The sequence below is a fragment of the Enterobacter sp. JUb54 genome, from assembly GCF_014298075.1.
In the GTDB taxonomy this organism is placed as follows: Bacteria; Pseudomonadota; Gammaproteobacteria; order Enterobacterales; family Enterobacteriaceae; genus Klebsiella; species Klebsiella lignicola.
In genome coordinates this window covers 1125765-1150345 of sequence record NZ_CP060418.1, presented here as the reverse complement: position 1 = coordinate 1150345, position 24581 = coordinate 1125765, and the positions used below count along the sequence as shown (strand labels likewise).

Here is a 24581-nt window from a genome sequence, read left to right as displayed (position 1 = left end):
AACATAACAACCAACACAACGACGACTGAGGAATGCCCATGAGTATGTCATCCATACCGTCGCCTTCCCCCACCGGGAAGCTCTATGGCTGGGTTGAGAAGGTAGGGAATAAGGTCCCGCACCCTTTTTTGCTGTTTATCTATTTGATCGTGGCGTTGGCGCTGGCTACCGCCGCACTTTCGGCCTTTGATGTCAGCGTGATTAACCCGACGGACGGGTCCACCGTCGCGGTGAAGAACCTGCTGAGCATTGACGGGCTGCACTGGTTTTTGCCTAACGTCATCAAGAACTTCAGCGGGTTTGCGCCGCTGGGAGCGATTCTCGCGCTGGTGCTCGGCGCCGGGCTTGCCGAACGGGTGGGCCTGCTGCCGGCGTTGATGGTCAAAATGGCCTCCCACGTCAGCGCGCGTTACGCCAGCTATATGGTGCTGTTTATCGCCTTTTTCAGCCATATTTCGTCTGACGCCGCCCTGGTGATTATGCCGCCGTTGGGGGCATTGATGTTCCTGGCCGTTGGCCGGCATCCGGTCGCCGGGCTGCTGGCGGCGATTGCCGGCGTCGGCTGCGGGTTTACTGCAAATTTGCTGATCGTCACCACCGACGTGCTGCTGTCCGGAATTAGCACCGAGGCGGCAAAAACCCTCGATGGCTCGCTGCACGTCAGCGTAATCGATAACTGGTACTTTATGGCCAGTTCGGTGATCGTGCTGACCCTGGTGGGTGGCCTGATCACCGATAAGCTTATTGAGCCGCGGTTGGGGAAATGGGAAGGCCGTAGCGAGGACGCCCTGCAGGCGCTGACGCCGGAGCAACGGTTTGGGCTACGGGTCGCCGGGATTGCGGCGCTGGTGTTTATCGCCCTGATTGCCATTATGGTGGTGCCGGAGAACGGCATTTTGCGCGATCCCGTCGCCCACACGGTCATGCCCTCACCGTTTATTAAAGGCATTGTGCCGCTGATCATCTTTTTCTTCTTTTTCGTCTCCCTGGCGTACGGTATCGCCACCGGGAAAATTCGTCGTCAGGCCGATTTACCGCCGTTAATGATCGAGCCGATGAAAGAGATGGCCGGGTTTATCGTGATGGTGTTCCCGCTGGCCCAGTTTGTTGCCATTTTCAACTGGAGCAATATGGGGAAATTTATGGCGGTGGGGCTGACTGACCTGCTGGAGCACGCCGGATTAAACGGCATTCCGGCTTTTGTGGGCCTGGCGCTGCTGTCGGCGTTTTTGTGCATGTTTATTGCCAGCGGTTCGGCAATCTGGTCCATTCTGGCGCCGATCTTCGTGCCGATGTTTATGCTGCTTGGTTTTCACCCGGCCTTTGCGCAGATCCTGTTTCGTATCGCCGATTCCTCGGTGCTGCCGCTGGCGCCGGTATCGCCGTTTGTTCCGCTGTTTCTCGGCTTCCTGCAACGCTATCGCGCGGATGCAAAACTCGGGACCTACTATTCGCTGGTGCTGCCCTACCCGCTGATATTCCTCGTGGTCTGGCTGCTGATGCTGGTGGCGTGGTACTGGCTTGGTTTACCGATTGGTCCGGGCATTTACCCGCGTCTGCACTAACGGAAAGAACGAGGTGGCCAGCGTCTGGCCACCATCAGTATCAAAAATGCTTCTTCTTAAACTGCATCCCTTTCAGCGTCTTATAAACAGACTCGACCATCATAGAGGCAGCGTTAATCAACAACGCACTGATAATTAAGATTACAATCCCAGTCAGAATGTATTGCATATCGTTACCTTTTAGGTTGGCAAAAAAATGCCAACACCGGGGTGTTGGCAAAATAATTGACTCAAGGAATGCCTGTATATTTATTGGCGGCGCCGGGTGCCTCCCGGTGAATTAGCCCGTTCTCACTAATTCGCGTGCGTATGACAAACTGCAGAGAAAAATGAACAGGACGCTCCTCCGCACAGGGGAATTCGCCGCGAAGCAAAAGTAACAAAAACCCTTTGCCTACGCGCGGCGTAATTAATACAAAAATAAACATCACTGGCGTGAATATATGGTGCCAGTAATCGGTTTTCGAAGACGACTCAAGATTGAAAAATAGCGCCATTTTCTCCCCCAGGTACCGCCCTTCATCACCGTGCTGGTGATTCTCTTTCAGGAGTATAGTTGCCGGTAAAGACGACGTGATATCTTGTTGTGATACTACCGCGATTATTTCGCGGCACAGACGATAGGGAGAAACGATGCTGGTACTGCTTCAGGACAAAATTGATACCCCGCTGGGGCCATTATGGATTATCTGTGACGAGCAGTTCCGCCTGCGCGCCGTTGAATGGGAAGAGCATAGTGAGCGTATGGAGCAGCTGCTGGATCTGCACTATCGCGGCGAAGGCTACCAACGTGTTTCAACCCGTGACCCTGGTGGCTTAAGCCGTAAGCTCGACGCCTACTTTGTCGGCGACCTCGATGTCATTGCCACCTTACCCACGGCCACGGCGGGCACACCGTTTCAGCGTGAAGTCTGGCAAACCCTGCGCACCATCCCCTGCGGACACGTCATGCATTATGGTCAGCTGGCTGAAACATTAGGCCGCCCTGGTGCTGCCCGCGCGGTGGGTGCCGCCAATGGCTCCAATCCGATCAGTATCGTCGTGCCCTGTCATCGGGTGATTGGCCGTAACGGCACCATGACCGGTTATGCCGGTGGCGTGCAGCGTAAAGAGTGGTTATTGCGCCATGAAGGGTATTTGCTGCTTTAGCGCTCTGTGCCTTTTATCGGAATCATCAGGCAACTTTACAATCAATTTCGGGTAAACATATTGCCTATTATCAATAAGATAAAAGTAATATTGCATTTACCCTTTTAATATTACGTGTTTCACCGGTTCGAGGCTTACCTGCTCACCAAAAAGATGTTAAAATTGACCAATATCAATTAAGGCTTGAGCAGACTTATGATCCCAGAAAAGAGAATTATTCGACGCATTCAGTCTGGCGGTTGCGCAATCCATTGTCAGGATTGCAGCATTAGCCAGCTTTGCATCCCTTTTACTCTGAACGAGCACGAGCTTGATCAGCTGGATAATATCATCGAGCGTAAAAAGCCTATCCAGAAAGGACAGACCCTGTTCAAAGCTGGTGATGAGCTGAAATCTCTGTATGCGATCCGTTCTGGTACCATCAAGAGCTACACGATCACCGAACAAGGTGACGAACAGATTACCGGTTTCCATCTGGCGGGCGATTTAGTCGGTTTTGATGCTATCGGCACCGCGCTGCACCCGAGCTTTGCGCAAGCGCTGGAAACCTCAATGGTCTGCGAAATTCCTTTCGAAACGCTGGACGATCTTTCCGGAAAAATGCCGAACCTGCGTCAGCAGATGATGCGTCTGATGAGCGGCGAGATTAAGGGCGATCAGGATATGATTCTGCTGCTTTCCAAAAAGAATGCAGAAGAGCGCCTGGCGGCCTTTATCTACAATCTGTCCCGTCGTTTCGCGCAGCGCGGCTTCTCACCTCGTGAGTTCCGTCTGACGATGACCCGCGGCGATATCGGTAACTACCTGGGTCTGACGGTAGAGACCATCAGCCGCCTGCTGGGCCGTTTCCAGAAAAGCGGTATGCTGGCAGTAAAAGGCAAATACATCACCATCGAGAACAGCGACCTGCTTGCGCAACTCGCCGGCCAGGCCCGCAACGTCGCCTGACCCTTCGCTTTTCCCTTGCCAGATCGCTAATTTTTTCCTGATTTGTTGATCTGGCCAGGGTCATCCCCTGTTTCATTTCATCCATATAGGTTATCTTTTTAATTACAGACTGTGGTTACAGTTGTAAGGAGACCCTGTATGGCGAAGTATCAGAACATGCTGGTAGTAATCGACCCCAATCAGGACGACCAGCCTGCATTGCGGCGTGCGGTGTATCTACACCAACGGATTGGTGGACGCATCAAAGCCTTTTTGCCGATCTATGATTTTTCCTATGAGATGACCACGCTGCTATCGCCCGATGAGCGTACGGCGATGCGTCAGGGTGTCATCAGTCAACGTAGTGCCTGGATCAAAGAGCAGGCGCGGTTTTATATCGAGTCCGGTATTCCGATCGACATTAAAGTGGTGTGGCACAACCGACCCTTCGAAGCCATTATCCAGGAGATCCTCACCGACAAACACGATTTACTGCTGAAGATGGCGCACCAGCATGACAAGCTGGAGGCGGTGATTTTCACCCCTACCGACTGGCATCTGCTGCGCAAATGTCCCTGCCCGGTGTGGATGGTCAAAGACCAGCCGTGGCCGGAAGGCGGCAAAGCGCTGGTGGCGGTGAACCTTGCCAGTGAAGAGAACTATCACGACGCGTTAAACGAGAAGTTAGTCAAAGAAACGCTGGAGCTGGCGGACCAGGTCAACCATACCGAAGTCCATCTGGTCGGTGCCTATCCGGTCACTCCGATCAACATCGCTATTGAGCTTCCCGATTTTGACCCGAGTATCTACAACGACGCGATTCGCGGCCAGCATCTGCTGGCGATGAAAGCGCTGCGACAAAAATTTGGCATTGACGAAAACCGCACCCACGTAGAGAAAGGGCTACCTGAAGAGGTGATCCCTGACCTCTCTGAGCATCTGCAGGCGGGGATTGTCGTGCTGGGTACCGTCGGGCGTACCGGGATATCGGCGGCGTTTCTCGGCAATACCGCCGAGCAGGTAATCGACCATCTACGCTGCGATCTGCTGGTACTCAAGCCGGAACAATACAAAACCCCGGTTGAAATGGACGACGAAGACGACGATTAATATCGCCGCTGAATTACCGGCGTACGTCACTGTATCCCCTGCTCCGGCGGGGGATATTTTTTTCCGTCATCTCACCCTGCAGGCATAAAAAAAGGGCCTTCCGGCCCCGTTCATCGCGATACGACAGCCACGCTGCTGTTAATGAATACCTAAACGCCACGCGTGATCGATCTCTTCTTTCAGTTCAAGTGCGGAGAGAGACATCAGATCGGCAAATTCCAGCTCGAGTAGTTTGAATTTTTTCAGGTACTGCGCGGGGGTTAAAGCCGTTGGGTCACGACGCAGGAACTCGATGGCCATTTGTGCGGGGGTTAATTCGGTATCCATAATATCCTCAGTATGATGAAAAAACAGGCTTAGTATAGCACTCCGGGGTGATGGTTTTATGAGCAATTAATGGCCTTGCTGTATATATAAAAAAGCCGTCTCAGCAGAGACGGCTTCATAATTAAAGAGTATTTAGGACGATGATGGATTACAGCGCTTTGAGGATAGCGTCCACGCTGGCTTTCGCATCACCGAACAGCATATGGGTATTGTCTTTGAAGAACAGCGGGTTCTGTACACCAGCATAGCCGGTATTCATTGAACGCTTAAAGACCACCACATTCTGCGCTTTCCACACTTCCAGTACCGGCATACCGGCAATCGGGCTCTTCGGATCGTCCTGCGCCGCCGGGTTAACGGTGTCGTTCGCGCCGATAACCAGTACGGTGTCAGTGTCGGTGAAATCATCGTTGATCTCATCCATCTCCAGCACCACGTCGTACGGCACTTTCGCTTCCGCCAGCAGCACGTTCATATGTCCAGGTAAACGACCGGCAACCGGGTGAATACCAAAACGAACTTTAATGCCACGAGCGCGCAGTCGTTCGGTGATCTCAGCCACCGGATACTGCGCCTGCGCTACCGCCATGCCGTAGCCTGGGGTGATGATCACCGAGTGCGAGTTTTTCAGCATTTCAGCGGTGTCTTCAGCGCTGATTTCGCGGTGTTCACCCACTTCCTCATCGCTACCGGTTGAGGAACCATCGGTACCAAAACCACCGGCAATAACGCTGAAGAACGAACGGTTCATCGCCTTACACATGATGTAGGAGAGAATCGCCCCTGACGACCCCACCAGCGCACCGGTGACGATCAGCAGGTCGTTGCTCAGCATAAAGCCCGCCGCCGCCGCCGCCCAGCCAGAGTAGGAGTTCAGCATCGACACTACCACCGGCATATCTGCGCCACCGATGGAAGCCACCAGGTGCCAGCCAAAGGCCAGAGCGATAACGGTCATCACCAGCAGCGCCAGCACCTGAGTCGCGGTGCTGTCGGTGCGAACAAAGGCCACCAGCAGCAGGAAGGAAACCACCAGTGCCGCCAGGTTCAGCTTATGGCGATTCGGCAACATCAGCGGTTTAGAAGACATCTTGCCGCACAGCTTGCCAAACGCCACAATCGAACCGGTGAAGGTCACCGCACCGATGAAGATACCGAGGAACACTTCGGTCAGATGAATATTGACCAGAATCTGTTCCATGCCGGTTTCATGCTGCAGGTAGCTGTTAAAGCCCACCAGCACCGCCGCCAGACCAACGAAGCTGTGGAGAACCGCTACCAGCTCCGGCATCTCGGTCATTTCGACTTTCTTCGCCAGACGGATACCGATCGCGCCACCGATAACCATCGCCAGCAGGATCCACCCGACGTTGCTGCTGTCCGGCCCAAAAATAGTGGCGATCAGCGCAATGGCCATCCCGGCAACACCGAAGTAGTTACCCTGCTGAGATGACTCGTGTTTGGACAGCCCTGCCAGGCTAAAAATAAAGAGGATCGCGGCAACAATGTATGCAGCTGTAACTAATCCACCAGACATGTGTTACCCCTTATCCTTTGCGGAACATTTTCAGCATGCGCTGAGTAACGGTGAAACCACCAAAAATATTAATGCTGGCGATCAGCACCGCGATAAAACTCAGGAAGCTGACCCAGCCACCGTGGCCGATCTGCAACAATGCCCCGACAACAATAATCCCTGAAATGGCGTTCGTAACCGACATCAGCGGCGTATGCAGCGCATGGGAAACGTTCCACACCACGTAATAGCCAACCACGCAGGAGAGCGCAAACACGGTGAAGTGTCCGAGGAACTCTTTCGGGGCGACGTTAGCCAGCCAGCCGAACAGAATAATCGCCAGCGCCATCAGCGCGTATTTGCGCCACGGAGAAGCCGGCTTTTCTGGCTCTTTCGGCGCCTCGACGGTCTTCGCGGCAGCCTGCGGCTGAGCGGAAACCTGAATCGGCGGTGCCGGCCAGGTCACTTCGCCTTCACGCACAACGGTCACGCCACGAACGACGACGTCGTCAAAGTCGATGGTGATGTTGCCGTCTTTCTCTTTGCAGAGCAGTTTCAGCAGGTTGACCAGGTTGGTGCCGTACAGCTGGGAGGACTGCGTCGGCAGACGGCCCGGCAGGTCGGTGTAACCGATGATCTTCACGCCGTTGGCGGTGGTGACCACTTCGCCAGGGACGGTGTATTCACAGTTACCGCCATTCTGCGAGGCCAGGTCGACCACGACGCTACCGGCGGTCATGGAGTCGACCATTTCGCGGGTAATCAGCTTCGGCGCCGGTTTGCCTGGGATTAACGCGGTGGTGACGATAATGTCGACTTCTTTTGCCTGGGCGGCAAACAGCGCCATTTCCGCTTTGATAAAGGCTTCAGACATGACTTTGGCATAGCCATCGCCACTGCCGGCCTCTTCCTTAAAGTCCAGCTCGAGGAACTCGGCGCCCATACTCTGCACCTGTTCTTTCACTTCCGGACGGGTATCGAAGGCACGGACGATCGCCCCGAGGCTATTCGCCGCACCGATAGCTGCCAGTCCGGCCACGCCGGCGCCGATCACCATCACTTTGGCCGGCGGCACTTTGCCCGCGGCGGTGATCTGACCGGTAAAGAAACGACCAAATTCATGGGCCGCTTCCACAATCGCACGGTAGCCGGCGATGTTAGCCATTGAACTTAACGCATCCAGCGACTGGGCGCGCGAAATACGCGGCACCGAATCCATCGCCATGACGTTAATATTGCGCTCTGCCAGCTTCGCCATTAATTCAGGGTTTTGTGCTGGCCAGATAAAGCTCACCAGCGTCGTGCCTGGATTCAGCAACGCAATTTCATGTTCTTCAGGTGCATTCACCTTAAGAATAATGGGCGACTGCCAGACCTCGGCACCCGCCACCACTTCAGCCCCCGCCTGAATAAAGGCGTCGTCATCGAAACTTGCCAGCTGGCCCGCGCCGCTTTCAACAGCGACGGTAAACCCGAGTTTCAGTAGCTGCTCCACCGTTTTCGGCGTGGCGGCTACGCGGGTTTCATTGGCAAACCGTTCTTTTGGTACCCCGATACGCATAGTTTTCCCTTCCATCGGTTTTTGATGATGGTTTTCTTCTTCTCACCGATAAGGGGTCATGACAACAACGCCATGGCGACCTCATCGATAGATAAATGAAACAGTAACAAACTTTTTATAACCTACTGAAAATACCGATTGTGATCTACAGCGATAAAACAGAAATTTTGATTTTATTGGTAAAACTCACCGTGAACCGTGTCAGGCAGCAATATTTACCTTAATTTTATAGCCAGGCCTGATAATTCGCTTAACTGGAGCGTTTACACACCATTAACCGCCGACCTAAACAAGGAATTAACATTACATTAACTTATAAAAGTGGTATCGATTATCAATTTTGCTGGTCAAGCGGCTGTTTTTTCAACATATCACAATTTGTTATGTTTCTGTGACGCACCTTTCGGGCGGTCAACAAAAAATGACGCAGACAGTCGCTCCTTTTAAATGCAATAATCGAGCGTTATCAGTCAACAACAATACCAATACATGGTTTGCGCAAGGCAAAGGATTATTTTTATGAAGCTTAAGAACTCACTCCTGGCGTCTGCTCTTCTGGCTACGACGGCATTGTCAGCCCATGCAGCGACCGAGCTGACTCCGGAGCAGGCAGCGGCGTTAAAACCCTACGATCGGGTGGTGATCACAGGTCGTTTTACGGCGATTGGCGATGCAGTGAAAGCAATGTCCCGCAAAGCGGACAAAGAAGGCGCGGCCTCGTTTTATGTTGTCGACACTTCTGATTATGGCAACAGCGGTAACTGGCGCGTCACGGCCGATTTCTACAAAGACAACGCCCCGCAGGCCGATGCGCCTAAAAACCGCGTTATCAACGGCGTGATGGAGCTGCCGAAAGACCAGGCGGTTGAGCTGGAACCTTTCGATACCGTCACCGTGCAGGGCTTCTATCGCAGCCAGCCAGAAGTGAATGATGCGATCACCAAAGCGGCAAAAGCCAAGGGTGCAGCATCCTTCTTTATCGTCCGTCAGGTTGATGCCAACCAGGGCGGCAACCAGCGTATCACCGCCTATATCTATAAAGCCGACGCCAAAAAACGCGTGCTGCAGAGCCCGGATGCTATTCCGGCAGATTCTGAAGCCGGGCGTGCAGCGCTGGCTGAAGGCGGTAGCGCTGCGAAAAACGTTGAGATCCCGGGCGTTGCTACCACCGCAGCGGTCGGTGCGGGTACCGGTGTCGGTCGCTTCTTCGAAACCCAGTCGTCAAAAGGCGGACGTTACACTGTCACCCTGCCGGACGGTACTAAAGTCGAGGAAGTGAACAAGATCACCGCGGCGCAGATGGCGCCATTCGACAGCATTAAGTTCACCGGGAACTACGGCAACATGACCGAAATTTCCTACCAGACCGCGAAACGTGCCGCGAAGAAAGGTGCTAAGTACTACCACATCACCCGCCAGTGGCAGGAACGTGGTGGCAACATCACCATCAGCGCAGATCTGTATAAGTAATCGCATCTGTTCTGGCTAAAAAGGCGGCATCCTGCCGCCTTTTTGTTTTTTTTCACCCGTCACCATTGCATGCGCACAAGACACTCCGTAAAATCCCGCGCCTTAGCGCAATCCTCCATTTTTATGCGATTTCGCCAAATAAATATTCTTGATTCACTGCTGTCACCTCGGGAATACAATGGAAAAGAAACTGGGCCTCAGCGCCTTGACTGCCCTGGTACTGAGCTCCATGCTGGGCGCTGGCGTGTTCAGCCTGCCGCAAAATATGGCGGCCGTCGCCAGCCCCTCGGCCCTGCTCATCGGCTGGGCGATTACCGGCGTGGGCATTTTATTCCTCGCCTTCGCGATGCTGCTGCTGACCCGCATTCGCCCCGAGCTGGACGGCGGTATTTTCACCTATGCCCGCGAAGGTTTTGGTGAACTGATCGGTTTCTGTTCCGCGTGGGGATACTGGCTGTGTGCGGTGATCGCCAATGTCTCTTATCTGGTGATTGTCTTTGCCGCGCTCAGCTTCTTCACCGATACCCCTGACCACATCATTTTTGGTAACGGCAATACCTGGCAGGCGATCGTCGGCGCTTCGCTGCTGCTGTGGGTGGTGCACTTCCTGGTGCTGCGCGGCGTACAAACCGCGGCGGGAATTAACCTGATTGCCACGCTTGCCAAACTGATCCCGCTCGGTGCTTTTGTCGTTCTGGCTATCATGGCTTTTCGCCTCGAGACCTTTAAGCTTGATTTCAGCGGCGTGGCGCTTGGCGTACCGGTCTGGGAGCAGGTCAAAAACACCATGCTCATCACCCTGTGGGTGTTTATCGGCGTCGAGGGCGCGGTGGTGGTTTCCGCCCGAGCCCGCAACAAGCAGGATGTCGGCCGGGCTACGCTGCTGGCGGTGCTCTCCGCGCTGGCGGTATACCTGTTGGTCACGCTGCTGTCGCTGGGCGTGGTCGCCCGACCTGAACTGGCCGAAATGCGCAACCCGTCGATGGCCGGACTGATGGTGAAAATGATGGGCTCCTGGGGCGAAGTGGTGATTGCCGCCGGGCTGATTGTTTCCGTCTGCGGCGCCTACCTGAGCTGGACCATTATGGCCGCGGAAGTCCCGTGGCTGGCCGCCACGCATAAAGCGTTTCCAAGGATGTTTGCCCGGCAGAACAAAAATAATGCCCCGTCGTCATCCCTGTGGCTGACCAATATCAGCGTCCAGTTGTCGCTGGTGCTGATCTGGCTGACTAAGTCAGATTACAATACGCTGCTGACCATCGCCTCCGAGATGATTCTGGTCCCCTATTTCCTGGTTGGCGCCTTCCTGCTGAAGATTGCCGTACGCCCGGTACATAAGGTGGTGGGTGTCGGCGCCTGCATTTATGGCTTATGGTTATTATATGCATCCGGCCCTGTGCATTTATTATTGTCAGTGATACTTTACGCTCCGGGTCTTCTGGTTTTCCTGTACGCGCGCCGTACGCACCAGCACGATCGCATGCTTAAACGCCGTGAATTAGCCTTAATTGCTTTTTTACTGGTTGCCGCCGTACCGGCAACGTGGATGCTGGTGGGGTAAGCGGTTGCCCTGCCGCTTAACTCAATGGAGATACCCATGGATACCCGACAGCCTCGCCCGATATTAATTACCGGAGGGGGCCGCCGTATTGGCCTCGCACTGGCGCACCATTTTCTGAGTCAACAGCAGCCGGTTATCATCAGTTATCGCACCCACTATCCAGCCATTGACGCGCTGCGCGATGCCGGGGCCATTTGCCTCGCCGCCGATTTCAACAGCGACGACGCGATTATGACCTTCGCCGAAGCGGTGAAGCAGCATGCCGGCAACGGCCTGCGCGCCATTGTCCATAATGCCAGCGACTGGATGGCGGAAAAGCCGGGCGTCCCGTTGAGCACCGTACTGTCCAGCATGATGCAGATCCACGTCCATGTCCCCTATCTCCTGAACCATGCGCTGGAAGGCCTGCTCCGCGGTCACGGCCATGCCGCCAGCGATATTATTCATATCACGGACTATGTAGTGGAACGCGGCAGCGATAAACATATCGCCTATGCCGCCAGCAAGGCCGCGCTGGATAACATGACCCGCTCCTTTGCCCGCAAGCTGGCGCCGGAAATCAAAGTCAATGCGGTCGCCCCGTCGCTGATCATGTTTAATGAAGGCGATGATGCCGAATATCGTCGGCAGGCGCTGGATAAATCACTGATGAAAAGCGTGGCGGGCGAGCAGGAAATTATCGACCTGCTCGAATACCTGTTTGCCAGTCATTTCGTGACCGGGCGTTCTTTCGCCGTGGATGGCGGCAGACACCTGCGTTAGTGGAACCGGCTCCAGCCGAGAATCAGGAGCCAGGCGCACAGGCTCCAGCATCCCACAGCGCCCGCCAGCGCGTAAGGCAGGCGCATCATTGCGGTGAAGTACCACAGCGACAGCAAATAAATGAAATAGGGAATAATCGACCACATGCCAAAAACAATGGTCGTGCGCAGTGCTTCAATACCGCGCTCGCTGGCCACAATATAATGCGCGATCAGAGCAAAGGTCGGAAACAGCGGAATTAACCCGGCAATATAATAGTTTTTGGTTTTAGACAGCACCCCAATCAAAACCACCACCAGCGCCCCTAGCAACGCTTTTATCAACAACGCCATACCCAAAACCTTAACCTTTTAACAACAAGATGAAGCAGCATAGCGGAAGTAGACAGATACACAATATCCTTCGCGACAATAGGCCTGCAGGGTGACATCCATTTTTATAAAAGAGTAATGGCGGGTACTGTAGTGCCGGTGTATGTTAATTCTTTTTCTTGAATACCAATTATATGAATAAGATCGTTTTTGTTGAGGATGATCCGGAAGTGGGCGCGCTGATTGCGGCCTATCTCGGAAAGCACGATATGGACGTGGTTGTGGAACCACGCGGCGACCGGGCGGAAGCGGTCATCGCCGCGGAAAAACCCGACCTGGTGTTGCTGGACATCATGCTGCCCGGCAAAGATGGCATGACGCTGTGCCGCGATCTCCGCGGTCAGTGGCAGGGGCCAATTGTGCTGCTCACCTCGCTCGACAGCGATATGAACCATATCTTGTCCCTGGAAATGGGCGCCAGTGATTATATTCTGAAAACCACGCCGCCTGCCGTGCTGCTGGCCCGTCTGCGCCTGCATTTGCGCCAGCACGTCAGCGTGGCGGTGAATGCTACCCCGACGGCGCTCACCCAACATAAAACCATCACCTTCGGCTCGCTGCTGATCGACCCGGTCAATCGCCAGGTGCTCCTCGGCGGCGAGAGCGTCGCCCTGTCCACCGCCGATTTTGAGCTGCTGTGGGAGTTGGCAACCCACGCCGGGCAGATTATGGATCGCGATGCCCTGCTGAAAAACCTGCGCGGCGTGAGCTACGACGGAATGGACCGCAGCGTCGATGTGGCGATTTCTCGCCTGCGTAAGAAACTGCTCGATAGCGCAACGGAACCCTATCGCATCAAGACGGTGCGCAATAAAGGCTATCTGTTCGCCCCGCACGCCTGGGATAACTGACGGCTCAGCCACTAACATCAACACAGTAGCGTTCAGCGTGACTATTGCGGTGAGATTTTATGAAAAAGCTGTTTGTGCAGTTCTACCTTCTGCTGTTCGTCTGCTTCCTGGTGATGACGATGCTCGTGGGGCTGGTGTATAAATTCACCGCCGAACGCGCTGGCCGACAGTCGCTGGATGACCTGATGAAAAGTTCGCTGTATTTAATGCGCAGCGAACTGCGGGAGATCCCGCCGCGGGACTGGAGCAAAACGCTGAAAGAGCTGGACCTTAATCTGTCATTTGACCTGCATATCGAACCGCTGAGCAAATTTAAGCTCTCAGAAAACTCGATGCAACACCTGCGCGCCGGCGATATTGTCGCCCTTGATGACGAATACACCTTTATCCAGCGGATCCCACGCAGCCACTATGTTTTATCGGTGGGCCCGGTGCCTTATCTCTATTTTCTGCATGAAATGCGCCTGCTGGATGTGGCGTTGATGGCTTTCATCGCTATCTCCCTGGCCTTTCCGGTGTTTATCTGGATGCGCCCCCACTGGCAGGATATGTTGCGCCTCGAGACCGCCGCCCAGCGTTTCGGTGAAGGGCATTTTACCGAACGCATTCATTTTGACAGCATGTCCAGCTTCGAGCGGCTGGGGGTGGCCTTTAATCAGATGGCTGACAACATCAATGCGCTGATCGCCAGTAAGAAACAGCTGATTGACGGGATTGCGCATGAGTTACGCACCCCGCTGGTACGCCTGCGCTATCGCCTGGAGATGAGTGAAAACCTGACCGAGGCGGAATCGCAGGCGCTGAACCGTGATATCGGTCAGCTGGAAGCGTTAATTGAAGAGCTGCTGACCTACGCCCGGCTGGACCGACCGCAAAATGAGCTGAACCTGACTACGCCTGATTTCCCGGAGTGGATCGAAACCCACATCGATGAGATCCAGTTGGTCAACCCGCAGCGCGACGTGACGCTGCATAATATCGTCGCCGGCAGCTACGGCGCGCTGGATATGCGCCTGATGGCGCGCGTGCTGGATAACCTGGTGAACAACGCCCTGCGCTACAGCAGTCAGCGTATTCAGGTAAGCCTGACGCTGCAGGGCTCCCGGGCGACGCTGCAGGTGGAAGATGACGGGCCGGGTATCGCGCCCGAAGAGCGTGAGCGGGTGTTTGAGCCGTTTGTACGTCTCGACCCAAGCCGCGATCGCGCCACCGGCGGCTGCGGGCTGGGACTGGCGATCGTGCACAGTATCGCCCAGGCGATGTCCGGCGACGTCAGCTGCGACGCCAGTTCGCTCGGCGGCGCCCGTTTTAGTTTTAGCTGGCCCATCTACCACCAGTTGCCCGATTTAAGCGCTGCCTGACGGTTCTTGCACCGAAGCCGCGGCCTGCTATAGTTATAAATCAAATAGTATGTTGTAACTAAGGTGAATGTAATGGCTGACTATGACCTCGTTGAACGTCTGAGTGACACCTTTCGCCAACTGGAACGCGAACTACAACAGCTCCAGCAGCGCCTGCGCGACTGCCGTCTTCTGGCCGCCCGGGTCTTTGAGCTGCCCGCCGTCAGCAAAGAGACGGAACACCTGCCGCTGGAGACGATCCAGGTGGTTCAGCACCTCGGCCAAACCGCCCTCGAGATGAGCCTGCGCCATTACAGCCATCTGTTTATTCAGCAGCAATCGGAACGTCGGAGCAGCAAGGCCGCGGTGCGCCTGCCCGGCGCAATCTGCCTGCAGGTTGATGGTGAGCAACAGACGGTGCTGCAACAAAGTATCGTCCGTATCAACGCCCTGAAAGCAACGTTCGAAAAGATCGTCACCGTTGAATCCGGCCTGCCGGCCACCGCCCGCTTTGAGTGGGTTCACCGCCATCTGCCGGGGCTCATCACCCTCAGCGCCTACCGCACCCTGACGGTTTTAAACGATCCCAGCACCATTCGATTTGGTTGGGCCAATAAACACGTGATTAAAAATCTCACCCGCGACGACGTACTGATGCAGCTGGAAAAAAGCCTGCAATCACCGCGGGCGGTTCCGCCATGGACGCGCGAGCAGTGGCAAAGCAAGCTGGAGCGGGAGTATCAGGATATCGCCGCCCTGCCGCTGCGGGCGAAACTCAAGATTAAACGGCCGGTGAAAGTGCAGCCCATTGCCCGGGTGTGGTACGCGGATGCGCAAAAACAGGTGCAGCACGCCTGCCCTGGCCCGCTGATTGCGTTGATATCCGGCACGCGCGGGGTGAGCGTCCCGGATCTCGGAGAACTGCTGAATTATGACAGTGACAATGTGCAATACCGTTATAAACCCCAGGCACAGTCGCTGAAATTACTGATCCCACGACTGCACCTGTGGTTGGCTAACGAGTAGCCATGCTGCCGACCATATCCTGCGGGCGCACCCAGCTGTCGAATTCAGCTTCCGTCAGGTAGCCCAGCGCCAGCGCGGCGGCCTTCAGCGTGAGCCCCTCTTTATGGGCCTTTTTCGCGATTTCAGCCGCTTTGTCGTAGCCGATATGGGTATTCAGCGCGGTCACCAGCATCAGGGACTCGTTGAGCAGCTGGTTGATGCGCTCCCGGTTGGGTTCAATCCCGATGGCACAGTGCTCGTTGAAGCTCTCCATGCCGTCAGCCAGCAGCCTGACCGACTGCAGGAAATTATGGATAACCATCGGGCGATAGACGTTCAGCTCGAAGTTACCGGAAGCCCCGCCAATATTCACCGCCACATCGTTCCCCAGCACCTGACAGCAGAGCATCGTCAGCGCTTCACACTGCGTCGGGTTGACCTTGCCGGGCATAATCGACGAGCCGGGCTCATTTTCCGGAATCGCAATCTCACCGATGCCGCAGCGCGGGCCGGAGGCCAGCCAGCGCACATCGTTGGCGATTTTCATCAACGAGGCCGCCAGCCCTTTCAACGCGCCGTGGGCGTGCACCAGCGCATCGCAGGTGGCGAGGGCTTCAAACTTGTTCGGCGCGGTCACAAACGGCTGGCCGCTGAGGGCCGCCAGTTCTGCGGCAACGCGAACGGCATATTCCGGATGAGTGTTCAGCCCGGTCCCCACCGCCGTGCCTCCCAGCGCCAGCTCGCTGAGGTGCGGCAGGCTCAGCTCCAGATGACGGAGATTATGTTCCAGCATCGCCACCCAGCCGGAGAACTCCTGTCCGAGCGTCAGCGGTGTGGCGTCCTGCAGATGGGTGCGGCCGATTTTGACGATGTCGTTGAACGCGGTGGATTTATCGTTGAGGGTCTGGGTCAGCGTCCGTAGCTGAGGAATAAGCTTTTCACGCAGAGCGATAATTGCCGCTACGTGCATCGCGGTCGGGAAAACGTCGTTGGAGCTTTGGCTCTTATTCACGTCATCGTTTGGATGCACTTTACGCTCCATCCCCCGCACGCCGCCCAGCAGTTCGCTGGCGCGGTTTGCCAGCACCTCATTCATGTTCATGTTGCTCTGGGTACCGGAGCCGGTCTGCCAGATAGCCAACGGAAATTCATCCGGATGGCGCCCCGCCAGCACTTCATCGGCGGCGCTCATGATAGCTTCCGCTTTCTCCGCCCCCAGCAGGCCCAGATCCTGGTTAACCCGCGCCGCTGCCCGTTTGGTCAGCGCCAGCGCAAAGATCAGTTCGCCCGGCATTTTTTCCGTCGAGATGCGGAAATGTTCCAGCGAACGTTGGGTCTGCGCGCCCCAGAGTTTGTCGTCAGGCACGTCAATCGCGCCCATAGAGTCTTTTTCACTGCGATGCGTTGTCATTACTTTCTCCTTGAATACAAAGTCAGTCATTGTGACAAGGCTCACCTGCTTTAAAACCTACAGTATTGGTCAGATTTTTAATTATGGATTGGTGGTTCGTGCCGCTAAGCGACATAAAAAAACCGCCCCGAAGGGCGGCCAGGATTATTTCACACAGCGTGTGCATTGCGAGGTCTGAATCTGCTGGAAGAAGTCGTTACCTTTGTCATCCACCAGGATGAACGCCGGGAAGTCTTCCACTTCGATTTTCCAGATAGCTTCCATTCCCAGCTCCGGATAAGCCACGCACTCCAGGCTGCGAATGCTCTGCTGCGCCAGCACCGCCGCCGGGCCACCGATACTGCCGAGGTAGAAACCGCCATGCTGATGGCAGGCATCGGTCACCTGCTTGCTGCGGTTGCCTTTCGCCAGCATGATTTTACTGGCGCCGTGAGACTGCAGCAGGTCGACGTAGGAGTCCATTCGCCCTGCCGTGGTCGGACCGAGCGACCCGGAAGCATACCCGTCCGGTGTTTTAGCCGGACCGGCGTAGTAGATCGGGTGGTCTTTCACGTACTGCGGCAGCGTTTCGCCGTTATCCAGCAGCTCTTTCAGCTTGGCGTGGGCAATATCGCGCGCCACGATGATGGTGCCGCTCAGGGAGAGTCGCGTCGAGACCGGGTACTGCGACAGCAGCGCCAGGATTTCGCTCATCGGCTGGTTGAGGTTGACCTTCACCGCTTCGCCTTCACCGGCCTGGCGCAGCGCTTCCGGGATATACTTCCCAGGATTGCTTTCCAGTTTTTCCAGCCAGATACCATCGCGGTTGATCTTGCCTTTGATATTGCGGTCCGCAGAGCACGATACCCCCATCCCCACCGGGCAGGAGGCGCCGTGGCGCGGCAGACGCACCACGCGGATATCGTGAGCAAAGTATTTGCCACCAAACTGCGCGCCGAGGCCGAGGTTCTGCGCTTCCAGCAGCAGCTCCTGCTCCAGCTGCACGTCGCGGAAGGCCTGACCGTGCTCATTCCCTTCGGTCGGCAGGCCGTCGTAATAGTGGGTCGAGGCCAGCTTGACGGTTTTCAGAGTCGATTCCGCCGAGGTCCCGCCAATCACGAAGGCGATATGGTACGGCGGGCAGGCCGCAGTACCGAGGGTGCGCATCTTCTCAACCAGGTAGTTTTTCAGCTTCGCCGGGGTGATCAGCGCTTTGGTTTCCTGGTACAGATAGGTCTTGTTGGCAGAGCCGCCGCCTTTGGCGATGCACAGGAATTTGTACTCGTCGCCATCGGTGGCGTAGAGGTCGATCTGCGCCGGCAGGTTGGTGCCGGTATTGACCTCGTTATACATATCCAGCGGGGCATTCTGCGAATAGCGCAGGTTATCCTGGATATAGGTGTTATAGACCCCCTGCGCCAGCGCCGCTTCGTCACCGCCGCCGGTCCACACGCGCTGACCTTTTTTGCCGGTGATGATCGCCGTCCCGGTATCCTGGCAGGTCGGTAAAATACCTTTAGCCGCGATATCGGAGTTGCGCAGGAACTGCAGGGCGACGTATTTGTCGTTTTCGCTGGCTTCCGGGTCGCTAAGGATATCAGCAACCTGCTGCTGATGCGCCGGGCGTAACATAAAGGAGGCGTCGTGGAAGGCGTGTTGTGCCAGAAGGGTCAGTGCCTGGGGTTCTACCTTGAGGATTTCCTGGCCGGCGAACTCGGCGACAGAGACGTAATCACGACTGAGGAGATAATACTCGGTGTCATCCTTTTTGAGGGGAAAAGGATCCTGATAAACAAACGGTTTATTCGACATTGTGCTCTCACTTACTGCTTGGCTGATTATATTTCAGGCAGACACTCCATTTGCCTGTAGAAAAGCGAGTCGATCAATTTTACACAAATTTTTAACAAAAACTGAGACAAGGACGACTTTTTCTTTCAGCAGTTGCTTATCAGCAGTTTACTGGTTTAATAGAACGATTATCATCAAGTGGAAACAGGGATTGAGAATGCAAAAGCTCATTAACTCAGTGCAGAACTATGCCTGGGGAAGTCATACCGCCTTAACCGAACTGTACAGCATCGCGAATCCGGACAACCTGCCGATGGCGGAGCTGTGGATGGGCGCGCATCCGAAGAGCAGCTCAAAAATTGTCGATGCTAACGGCACCACGCGCTCGCTGCGTGAGGTCATTGACGGCGACAAGTCGGCGCTGCTCGGTGACAAGGTCGCACAGCGTTTCGGCGAGCTGCCGTTCCTGTTTAAAGTGCTGTGCGCCGCCCAGCCGCTGTCTATTCAGGTCCACCCGAACAAGCAGGCCTCCGAGATTGGCTTTGCTAAAGAGAATGCCGCCGGTATTCCACTTGATGCCGCAGAACGTAACTATAAAGATCCGAACCACAAGCCAGAGCTGGTCTTTGCGCTGACGCCGTTCCTGGCGATGAACGCCTTCCGTGAGTTTGCCGAGATTGCCGCCCTGCTCCAGCCGGTAGCCAACGCCCACCCGGCCATTGGCGAGTTCCTGAGCCATCCGGATGCGCAACATTTAAGCCAGCTGTTCGCCGGCCTGCTGAATATGCAGGGCGAAGAGAAAGCCCAGGCCCTGCGTATCCTGCAAACGGCGCTGGACAGCCAGCAAGGTGAACCGTGGCAGACCATCAAGCTTATCGCCGAGTTCTATCCGGACGACAGCGGCCTGTTCTCTCCTTTACTGCTCAATGTTGTCAAGCTGAACCCCGGTGACGCAATGTTCCTGTTCGCCGAAACCCCGCATGCGTATCTGCAAGGGGTGGCGCTGGAGGTCATGGCTAACTCCGATAACGTGCTGCGCGCAGGCCTGACGCCGAAATATATCGATATTCCGGAACTGGTCGCCAACGTGCAATTCGTGGCGAAGCCGGCGGGTGAACTACTGACTCAGCCGGTCAAACAGGCGACAGCGCTGGACTTCCCGATTCCGGTTGATGATTTCGCCTTCTCCCTGCATGACCTGTCAGCGCAGGCGGCCCCTCTTGCGCAGGAGAGCGCGGCGATCGTCTTCTGTGTGGAAGGCGAAGCGGTGTTGAGCAAAGGCGACCAGCGCCTGACCCTGAAACCTGGCGAGTCGGCATTTATTGCCTGCAACGAGTCGCCGGTAGAGGTCAGCGGCAGCGGCCGCGTGGCGCGCGTCTTCAATAAGCTCAAGTAAGTTACTGAACTTTTTAGCCGCGCTTGCTAGACTTTCCCACATCATGACAACATGACCAGGCGGCCCGACCCGCCTGGTTTTATTTATGGACAAATGCTATGAAGAAAACGCTGGTCGCAGCAGGAATTATCGTGGCTCTGGGTGTTATCTGGACAGGTGGCGCCTGGTACACAGGGAAACAGCTGGAAAATCATCTCGCCGAAGTCGTGAAACAGGCGAATGCACAGCTTCAGAACAGCGCCCCGGAAGCCGGCGTTGAACTCGCCTCGCAGAACTATCAGCGCGGCCTGTTCAGCAGCCGCCTGCAGCTGGTGGTGAAACCGATTGCCGGTAAAGAACACAGCTGGCTCGCCGCCGGGCAGAGCCTGGTCTTTGATGAAGTGGTCGATCACGGTCCCTTCCCGCTGGCCGCGCTGAAATCCGGTCAGCTGGCGCCCGCGATGGCCTCCGTTAACACCACTCTGGTGAATAACGACACCAGCAAAGCGTTGTTTGAGATTGCCAAAGGCGAAACCCCGTTCATTATCGATACCCGCATCGCCTACAGCGGCGATAGCCGCTCGGCTATTACGCTGAAACCACTGGACTATGACAAAGGCGATGAAAAAGTCACCTTCAGCGGCGGTCAGTTCCAGCTGAATGCCGATGCAGAAGGCAAAACCGTCAGCCTCACCGGCGACGCGAGCGGCGGCCAGATCAACGCGCTGAATGAGTACAATCAGAAGGTGCAGCTGAGCTTCAGCAACCTGAAGGCCGACGGTGCAACCGAAATGACCAGCTTCAACGAGCGCATCGGTAAGCAAAAAATCGCGCTGGAAAAGCTGTCGATCGGCGTTGAAGGGAAAGAGCTGGCCCTGCTGGAAGGCATGAACATTGACGGCCAGTCTTCACTGACCGACGATGGCAAAGGGATCAACAGCCAGCTGGATTACACCCTCAACAGCCTGAAACTGCAAAACCAGGATATCGGCAGCGGTAAACTGACCGTGAAGCTGGCAAACCTTGATGGCCAGGCCTGGCATCAGTTCAGCCAGCAGTACAACACCGAAGCCCAGGCGCTGATGGCCAATCCTGAGCTGACGCAGAACCCGGAGCTGTACCAGCAGGCGCTGACCGAGACCTTCTTTAAGGCGCTGCCGATCCTGCTGAAAGGCAACCCTTCCGTGACGATCGCCCCGCTGAGCTGGCGCAATGCCAAGGGCGAAAGCACCTTTAACATGTCAATCCTGCTGAAAGATCCTGCGCAAACCACCACCGAGCCGCAAACCCTGGCGGATGAAGTGGACCGCAGCGTGAAATCGCTCGATAGCAAACTGGTGATCCCGGTCGATATGGCAACCGCCTTTATGACCCAGATTGCCGGTCTTGAAGGCTATCAGCCGGCAGACGCCGCGAAGCTGGCTGACCAGCAGGTGAAAGGGATGGCGGCAATGGGCCAGATGTTCCGCATCACCGCCATGGAAGACAACGCGATTACCTCCAGCCTGCAGTACGCTGACGGACAGGTTACCCTGAACGGCCAGAAGATGCCGCTGGATGAGTTTGCCAGCATGTTTGGCTATGCGCTGCCGACAGCACCTGGCGGCGCGCCGCAGGACGCTCAGCCACAAGAGCTTGTGCCGCCGGTGACGCCGGCAGTCCCGCAGCAGTAATCCTCCGGATAGCCCCTGCTCAGGGGCTATTTTCGGGTGACCAGTCGCGGGGGCATAATCTGATTTCGCGTACCGAGTTGCCCGTTATCAATCCGCCGAAGAATGCTCTCCGCCAGGCTTTGCCCCATCTCTCTTGCCGGGGTTGTCACCCAGGTTAACGGCACATCATCCAGCGCGCTTTCGGGCACCTCAGCAAAGGCGGCCAGCGCCACCCGCTGTTCAAAATAGCTTTCGACGCTGTCCTCGCCGCTCTGCCGTCCGGCACGCATCAGACCAAACCACGCTCCGGTGGCAATCACGCTGTTGTAACACAGGACGGCGGTCAGGGTCGGATTCTGGCGCAGCAGGGTAATCATGGCTTCCGCCGCCAGTTTCTGGCTGGAGTCGCACTCCACCACCCATTCGCTATGAAACGGCAGGCCGTACTTCAGCAGGGTCGCGCAGTAGCCGCCCACCCGCTCCGCGCGGGTCAGTGAGGCGCTTTGCCCCCCTAGCCAGGCGATACGCTGATGACCGCGGCGAATCAGATGCTCGGTCACCAGTTGCGCCGCCTGCATATTATCCGGGCGGATAAGGTCGATATCATCGAGATAGCTGGCGCGAGAAGCGAACACCAGCGGCATCCCGACCTGCGCCGCACGATCGCGTAGTTCGCCGCCTTTATCGATCGCTCCGGCAATAATGACCCCATCGACCCCCTGCGAAATCAGAGTTTCAAAGCGCTGCAGCATTTTCTCGCCACGGTGGCCGCCCTGGGTCAGAAACACCATTTTCCCGTCGGACTCGAGGGCGTCCGTCAGCCCGGCGGTCAGTTCGGCGTAGAAGGGTTTTGACAGGTCGCTGACGATCAACCCAATCACCCCACTCTGTCCGCCGCGCAGCGAGGACGCCTGGCGGTTACGCACGAAGCCGAGTTGTTCAATCGCCTGATTGACGCGCTCGCCGGTGGCCGATGAAATTCGGCCTTTGCCGGTCAAAACCAGCGACACCGTGCTGACCGACACCCCGGCGGCTAGTGCGACGTCATTGATGGTGATCTTTTTTGCGATAGCCATATTCTGCAACCGTCTCCCTTCGGCGGTCGATAAAACGTTTTATCAATGGGTTATCTTTATAAACGTTATCATCGCTTGATTATGTGATTTTTATCGCACTAAAAAATGATAAAACGTTTTATCTTTCCGTCACGTTACACCTTACCCATAACTTAAAATAAACAGGATTCGTGTTAATGACGGCAAAAACGACACCAAAAATTACTTTGTGGGAGTTTTTCCAGCAGCTGGGAAAAACGTTTATGTTGCCCGTGGCCTTGCTTTCATTCTGCGGGATCATGCTGGGGATCGGCAGCTCCTTAAGCAGCCATGATGTGCTCACCCTGCTGCCGTGGCTCGATATTCCCCTGCTGCAGGCGGTGTTTATCTGGATGAGCAAAGTCGGCTCTTTCGCCTTTAGCTTCCTGCCGGTGATGTTCTGTATCGCCATCCCGCTGGGCCTGGCGCGCGAAAATAAAGGCGTCGCCGCCTTCGCCGGCTTTGTCGGCTACGCGGTGATGAATCTGGCGGTTAACTTCTGGCTCACCGCCAAAGGCATTCTGCCGACCACCGATGCCGCCGTGCTGAAAGCCAACAATATCCAGAATATTATCGGTATTCAGTCCATCGACACCGGGATCCTCGGCGCCGTGATCGCCGGGATCGTCGTCTGGATGCTGCACGAGCGTTTTCATAATATCCGCCTGCCGGATGCGCTGGCCTTCTTTGGCGGCACCCGTTTTGTGCCGATTATCACCACCGTGGTGCTGGGGCTGGTTGGCCTGGCGATCCCGCTGGTGTGGCCGGTGTTTGCCATGGGGATCAACGCCCTGGGCCATATGATTAACAGCGCCGGTGACTTCGGCCCAATGATCTTCGGTACCGGTGAACGCTTGCTGCTGCCGTTCGGCCTGCACCATATTCTGGTTGCGCTGATCCGCTTTACCGAGGCGGGCGGCACCATGGACGTCTGCGGTCATAGCGTCAGCGGCGCATTGACTATCTTCCAGGCGCAGCTGAGCTGCCCGGAAACCCACGGTTTCTCTGAAAGCGCGACTCGTTTCTTGTCGCAAGGTAAAATGCCGGCCTTCCTCGGCGGCCTGCCGGGTGCGGCACTGGCGATGTACCACTGCGCCCGTCCGGAGAATCGTCATAAGATCAAAGGTCTGCTGATTTCCGGGGTCATTGCCTGCGTGGTCGGCGGAACCACCGAGCCGCTGGAGTTCCTGTTCCTGTTCGTGGCCCCGGTGCTGTACGTTATTCACGCGCTGCTGACCGGCCTCGGCTTCACCATCATGGCGGTGCTCGGCGTCACCATCGGCAATACCGACGGTAACGTGATCGACTTCGTGGTGTTCGGTATTCTGCACGGCCTGTCGACCAAGTGGTATCTGGTGCCGGTAGTGGCGGCCATCTGGTTCGCGGTCTATTACGGCATCTTCCGTTTCGCCATCACCCGCTTTAACCTCAAAACGCCGGGTCGCGATATCGAAACCAATGCCGCCTTTGAGAAAGCCGTCTCCGGCGTGACCGGCAAGTCAGGTTACAACGTCCCGGCGATTCTGGCCGCCCTCGGCGGAGCAGATAACATCGTCTCTCTCGATAACTGCATTACCCGTCTGCGCCTGTCGGTGCATGATATGAGTAAAGTGGACAGTGCAGCGCTGAAAGCCAACCGCGCCATCGGCGTTGTGCAGCTAAACCAGCATAATTTGCAGGTCGTCATTGGCCCGCAGGTTCAGTCGGTGAAAGATGAAATGGCCGTACTGATGAATACCGTCCAGGCATAAATGCCAGCCCCCT

Annotated in this window: 21 protein-coding genes; 13 read left to right on the top strand and 8 right to left on the bottom strand. The window is 56.0% G+C overall.

Annotated elements, in window-relative coordinates; genetic code table 11:
- Positions 1-38: 38 nt before the first annotated feature.
- Positions 39-1565 (top strand): p-aminobenzoyl-glutamate transporter, encoded by a 1527-nt coding sequence (abgT, locus tag HF679_RS05255; RefSeq protein ID WP_123754545.1) that lies wholly within the window; start codon positions 39-41, stop codon positions 1563-1565.
- A gap of 230 nt (positions 1566-1795) precedes the next feature.
- On the opposite strand, the gene HF679_RS05250 is transcribed toward abgT, so the two are convergent.
- Positions 1796-2062 carry a hypothetical protein gene (locus HF679_RS05250; RefSeq protein ID WP_123754546.1) on the bottom strand — a complete coding sequence of 89 codons (267 nt, stop codon included), beginning with the start codon at positions 2060-2062 and terminating at the stop codon, positions 1796-1798.
- A gap of 136 nt (positions 2063-2198) precedes the next feature.
- Between HF679_RS05250 and ogt the strand changes: the two genes are divergently transcribed.
- From ogt to uspE, 3 genes are all read left to right on the top strand, one after another.
- On the top strand, positions 2199-2714 hold the full coding sequence (gene ogt, locus HF679_RS05245) for a methylated-DNA--[protein]-cysteine S-methyltransferase (protein WP_154143902.1): 516 nt from the start codon (positions 2199-2201) through the stop codon (positions 2712-2714).
- Positions 2715-2909: 195 nt separating this feature from the next.
- On the top strand, positions 2910-3662 hold the full coding sequence (gene fnr, locus HF679_RS05240) for a fumarate/nitrate reduction transcriptional regulator Fnr (RefSeq protein ID WP_004862555.1): 753 nt from the start codon (positions 2910-2912) through the stop codon (positions 3660-3662).
- 138 nt (positions 3663-3800) lie between these two features.
- Positions 3801-4751, top strand: a complete 951-nt coding sequence (gene uspE / locus HF679_RS05235; protein WP_123754548.1) for a universal stress protein UspE — start codon at positions 3801-3803, stop codon at positions 4749-4751.
- A gap of 138 nt (positions 4752-4889) precedes the next feature.
- Here the strand turns inward: uspE and HF679_RS05230 are convergent, their stop codons facing one another.
- The 3 genes from HF679_RS05230 to pntA all read right to left on the bottom strand — a co-directional run bounded on the left by HF679_RS05230 (position 4890) and on the right by pntA (position 8155).
- The gene (locus tag HF679_RS05230; RefSeq protein WP_123754549.1) at positions 4890-5078 is read right to left on the bottom strand and encodes a YdiH family protein; all 189 of its coding nucleotides are present in this window, start codon (positions 5076-5078) and stop codon (positions 4890-4892) included.
- Between the two features lie 148 nt (positions 5079-5226).
- The gene (gene pntB, locus HF679_RS05225) at positions 5227-6615 is read right to left on the bottom strand and encodes a Re/Si-specific NAD(P)(+) transhydrogenase subunit beta (protein ID WP_123754550.1); all 1389 of its coding nucleotides are present in this window, start codon (positions 6613-6615) and stop codon (positions 5227-5229) included.
- A gap of 10 nt (positions 6616-6625) precedes the next feature.
- Complete coding sequence (gene pntA / locus HF679_RS05220; protein WP_123754551.1) at positions 6626-8155, bottom strand: Re/Si-specific NAD(P)(+) transhydrogenase subunit alpha; 1530 nt, start codon at positions 8153-8155, stop codon at positions 6626-6628.
- Between the two features lie 519 nt (positions 8156-8674).
- Between pntA and ydgH the strand changes: the two genes are divergently transcribed.
- The 3 genes from ydgH (at position 8675) to folM (ending at position 11948) form a co-directional block, all read left to right on the top strand.
- Positions 8675-9625, top strand: coding sequence for a DUF1471 family protein YdgH (gene ydgH / locus HF679_RS05215; protein ID WP_123754553.1), 951 nt, complete (start codon positions 8675-8677; stop codon positions 9623-9625).
- Positions 9626-9803: 178 nt separating this feature from the next.
- Positions 9804-11186 (top strand): amino acid permease, encoded by a 1383-nt coding sequence (locus tag HF679_RS05210; protein WP_123754554.1) that lies wholly within the window; start codon positions 9804-9806, stop codon positions 11184-11186.
- A gap of 36 nt (positions 11187-11222) precedes the next feature.
- On the top strand, positions 11223-11948 hold the full coding sequence (folM, locus tag HF679_RS05205) for a dihydromonapterin reductase (protein ID WP_123754555.1): 726 nt from the start codon (positions 11223-11225) through the stop codon (positions 11946-11948).
- On the opposite strand, the gene HF679_RS05200 is transcribed toward folM, so the two are convergent.
- Positions 11945-12280: a GlpM family protein gene (locus HF679_RS05200; protein WP_123754556.1), complete on the bottom strand. Its 336-nt coding sequence runs from the start codon at positions 12278-12280 to the stop codon at positions 11945-11947. The two genes, folM and HF679_RS05200, sit on opposite strands and share 4 nt — an antisense overlap.
- Positions 12281-12453: 173 nt before the next feature.
- Between HF679_RS05200 and rstA the strand changes: the two genes are divergently transcribed.
- The 3 genes from rstA (at position 12454) to tus (ending at position 15536) form a co-directional block, all read left to right on the top strand.
- On the top strand, positions 12454-13170 hold the full coding sequence (gene rstA, locus HF679_RS05195; RefSeq protein ID WP_123754557.1) for a two-component system response regulator RstA: 717 nt from the start codon (positions 12454-12456) through the stop codon (positions 13168-13170).
- A 59-nt stretch (positions 13171-13229) separates the two neighbouring features.
- Positions 13230-14531: a two-component system sensor histidine kinase RstB gene (gene rstB, locus HF679_RS05190; RefSeq protein ID WP_123754558.1), complete on the top strand. Its 1302-nt coding sequence runs from the start codon at positions 13230-13232 to the stop codon at positions 14529-14531.
- A gap of 72 nt (positions 14532-14603) precedes the next feature.
- Complete coding sequence (gene tus / locus HF679_RS05185; protein ID WP_123754559.1) at positions 14604-15536, top strand: DNA replication terminus site-binding protein; 933 nt, start codon at positions 14604-14606, stop codon at positions 15534-15536.
- Here tus and fumC read toward each other — a convergent pair.
- The gene (gene fumC / locus HF679_RS05180; RefSeq protein WP_187042679.1) at positions 15526-16926 is read right to left on the bottom strand and encodes a class II fumarate hydratase; all 1401 of its coding nucleotides are present in this window, start codon (positions 16924-16926) and stop codon (positions 15526-15528) included. The genes tus and fumC overlap by 11 nt on opposite strands.
- A 144-nt stretch (positions 16927-17070) precedes the next feature.
- Entirely contained in the window at positions 17071-18717 is a 1647-nt protein-coding gene (gene fumA, locus HF679_RS05175; protein ID WP_174509346.1) for a class I fumarate hydratase FumA, read from the bottom strand.
- 196 nt (positions 18718-18913) lie between these two features.
- Here fumA and manA point away from each other — a divergent pair, with 196 nt between their 5' ends.
- Both manA and HF679_RS05165 read left to right on the top strand, forming a co-directional pair.
- Positions 18914-20092, top strand: a complete 1179-nt coding sequence (manA, locus tag HF679_RS05170; RefSeq protein ID WP_154143906.1) for a mannose-6-phosphate isomerase — start codon at positions 18914-18916, stop codon at positions 20090-20092.
- 98 nt (positions 20093-20190) lie between these two features.
- Entirely contained in the window at positions 20191-21744 is a 1554-nt protein-coding gene (locus HF679_RS05165; protein ID WP_187042678.1) for a YdgA family protein, read from the top strand.
- Between the two features lie 26 nt (positions 21745-21770).
- Here the strand turns inward: HF679_RS05165 and HF679_RS05160 are convergent, their stop codons facing one another.
- Positions 21771-22799, bottom strand: a complete 1029-nt coding sequence (locus tag HF679_RS05160; RefSeq protein ID WP_123755489.1) for a Mal regulon transcriptional regulator MalI — start codon at positions 22797-22799, stop codon at positions 21771-21773.
- A gap of 176 nt (positions 22800-22975) precedes the next feature.
- On the opposite strand from HF679_RS05160, the gene malX reads away from it, so the two are divergent.
- Positions 22976-24568 (top strand): maltose/glucose-specific PTS transporter subunit IIBC, encoded by a 1593-nt coding sequence (gene malX, locus HF679_RS05155; protein ID WP_123754564.1) that lies wholly within the window; start codon positions 22976-22978, stop codon positions 24566-24568.
- Positions 24569-24581 lie beyond the last annotated feature (13 nt).